This window comes from Hydrogenophaga sp. (assembly GCF_025699295.1).
GTDB lineage: Bacteria > Pseudomonadota > Gammaproteobacteria > Burkholderiales > Burkholderiaceae_C > Hydrogenophaga.
The window spans coordinates 1-3088 of the sequence record NZ_JAILWB010000041.1 but is presented as its reverse complement, the minus strand read 5'-3'; the positions used below and the strand labels follow the sequence as shown (position 1 = coordinate 3088).

The following is a 3088-nucleotide window of genomic DNA, read 5'->3' as shown; positions in this document are numbered from 1 at the left end:
GCCTTGAGCGGTCCCCATTTCGCACGCCGCTCGAACGGCAATTTCCCTCAGACCAGAACTGGAGACAGACATGCGCAATCTGAATTTTCGAACCGTGATGGCATCGGCGGCGCTGGGCAGCGCCCTCGTCGCTGGCCTGGCGACGTCCGGTGTGGCCCTGGCCCAGGGCTACCCCAGCAAGGCCATCAACTACATCCTGCCGTTCAATGCGGGCGGCGAATCCGACATCTCCGCGCGCTTCCAGCAGTCAGTGTTCAAGAAGATCGCGGGGCAGGAGGTGGTGATCCAGTACATGGCCGGAGCCGGTGGCGCGCAGGCCTGGTCACAGCTCAACACCATGCCCAACGACGGCTACACCATCATGGGCATCAACCTGCCGCACACCGTGCTGCAGCCGCTGCAGAAGGATGTGGGCTACCAGACGGACGAGCTCACACCCGTGCACTACTTCCACTACACCCCCGACGCGATCTTCGTCACCAAGGACAGCCCCTACAACACATTGAATGATCTGATCGATTACGCGAAGAAGAACCCGGGCGCGGTGACCCTGAGTGGCTCGGGTTCGAATTCGTCGAACAACCTGGCGCAGGTGCGCTTCGACGAAATGGCCGGCATCAAGACCACCTACATCCCGTTCAGCGGTACGGGCCCTGCCGTGACGGCGATCCTGGGCAAGCAGACCGTGGCCGGTTTCAACTACGCACCGTCGGGCATTGCCCATGGCGAGAAGATGCGCATGCTGGCCGTGGCCTCCGAGAAGCGCATGCCAGCCTTCCCGGAGGTTCCGACCTTCCGTGAACTGGGTTTTGACCTGGTGGGTGGCGCCTACCGGGGCCTGTCGGTGCCCAAGTCCACCCCCGAGGACATTCGCCAGAAGCTGTCGGACATCATCAGCGCCATCAACGCCGAGCCCACGTTCAAGAAGCGGATGGAAGACGGGGGCTTCGTGCTGACCGACATCACCTACAAGGACATGCCGAAGTTCATGGCCGAGAAGAAGAAGGAATACGGCGCCGTTGCCGCCAAGCTCGGTATCAAGAAGCAGTAACCCAGTCAGTGCAAGACCCCCATGGACATCGTGCAGTTCCTGCTTGATGCCCTGACGCCCCTCAACCTGGTGCTCGCACTGGTTGGGGTGGCTCTGGGCACGCTCATCGGCGCCCTTCCGGGGTTGTCCGCCACGATGGCCGTGGCCATTCTGGTTCCTTTCACCTTCGCCATGACACCGGCCTCCGGGCTGATCGTTCTGGGTGCCATCTACACCGGTGCGATCTACGGCGGCTCCTTTGCTGCGATCCTGGTCAACACGCCGGGAACGCCGTCGTCCATTGCCACCACCTTCGATGGCTACCCCATGGCCAAACGGGGCGATGGCGGTCTGGCCGTCACCCTGGCCACGCTGGCCTCCGTGTTTGGTGGGCTGATCGGTGCCATCACCCTGCTGGTGCTGGCCCCTCCTCTGGCCAATGTGGCGCTGGCGTTTGGTCCCACCGAATACTTCTGGATGGCCATCTTCGGCCTGACGCTGGTGTCTGCCTTGTCCGTGGGCAACACCGTGAAGGGGCTCATCGGCGCCTGCCTGGGTCTGATGCTGTCAACCATCGGCGTGGCCGTGGTGGGCGGTGATGTGCGCTACACCCTGGACACGCAAATGCTGTTGGGCGGCATCGATGTCACCTCGGCGCTCATCGGGCTGTTCTGCATCCCGGTCGTCATCGACCTGGTGGCCACCAAAGCACCCCACCTGAACGTGTTGCAAGACAAGCGGGGTTACCGATTGGGCGAAGCCTTTCGCATCACCCTGACCACAAAGCTCAACATGGTGCGCAGCTCGCTGATCGGCACGGTCGTGGGCATCCTCCCGGGCGCGGGCGGCTCCATCGCAGGTCTCATTTCTTACTCGGAAGCACGCCGTTCTTCCAGGCACCCGGAGCGGTTCGGCACTGGTGAGCCCGATGGCGTGATCGCCACCGAGGCGGCCAACAACGCCACGGTGGGCGGGGGCTTCATACCGACGCTGGTGCTGGGCATTCCCGGCACGCCCCCTGACGCCATCATCCTGGGCGCCTTGCTGGTGCAAGGCATCAAGATTGGCCCGACACTCTTCAGCGACCAGAGCAACATCGTCTACACCTTCATGTTCGGTCTGCTGATCGCCACCGTGCTGATGTTGCCCGTGGGTCTGGTGATGGGGCGGTATGCCTACAAATCCATCGTGCACATTCCGAAGTCGTTGCTGGTGCCCACGGTCGCGTTCCTGACCATCCTGGGCAGTTTCGCCATTCACAGCAACCCGCACGAAACGCAGATGATGGTGATGCTCGGCGTGGCAGCCTGGGTTCTGCAGCGCTTTGGCTTTCCCCCGTCGCCCATTGTGCTGGGACTGGTGCTGGGACAGATCGCCGAGCAGGGTTTTGTGCAGACCTACATGATCGGCAGCGCCACAGACAGCCTGGCGGGCATGTTCTTCGGTCGACCGATCAGCATGGGCATCATCGCGTTTGCCCTGCTCACGCTGTTCTACCCGCTGTACGTCACCCTGCGCGCCCGTCGGCAGACGCGGGCCGCGGCGGTAGAGCGCGCAGATGTGATCACAAAGCATGCTCCCTCCACGGCCCGCCCCTGGCGCGACACGCCAGCCATCGTGTTCGGTGCGCTGTTCGTGGTGATCGGCGTGATGGCCTATGTGCAGACCAAGGACATGTCGGCCATGGGGTCGGTTTTCCCGAGCGCGCTGGCGGCTGCCCTGGTGCTGCTCTCGATCATCCTGATCGTGTTCCAGATCGGTCGCCTTCGGGCACCCAGCAACACCCCGGATGCAGGCGCCGGAGGGAAACCATCCAGCGCGCGACGCGCTGCCGCGGTGGTGGTCCTTCTGGCTTGGGCCTTCCTGATGCCGGTGGTGGGGTTCTTCACCAGCAGCCTGGTCGCCTTCCTGATCCTGACAGGAATTGCATCTTTCGAGCCGCTCAAGCCCCGCACCGTTGCTGTTTACGCTCTTTTCGCCGCGGTGATCGTGGGCGCCTTTTGCCTGTTGATGGTGCAGGTTCTGAACCTGCGAATGCCCGACGGGTTGCTGTTCTGA

2 protein-coding genes are annotated in these 3088 nt (G+C 63.0%); both read left to right on the top strand.

Annotation, left to right across the window (positions count from 1 at the left end):
• Positions 1-70: 70 nt before the first annotated feature.
• Positions 71-1051 carry a tripartite tricarboxylate transporter substrate binding protein gene (locus tag K5880_RS23085; protein WP_297658346.1) on the top strand — a complete coding sequence of 327 codons (981 nt, stop codon included), beginning with the start codon at positions 71-73 and terminating at the stop codon, positions 1049-1051.
• 21 nt (positions 1052-1072) lie between these two features.
• On the top strand, positions 1073-3088 hold the full coding sequence (locus K5880_RS23080; protein WP_297658343.1) for a tripartite tricarboxylate transporter permease: 2016 nt from the start codon (positions 1073-1075) through the stop codon (positions 3086-3088).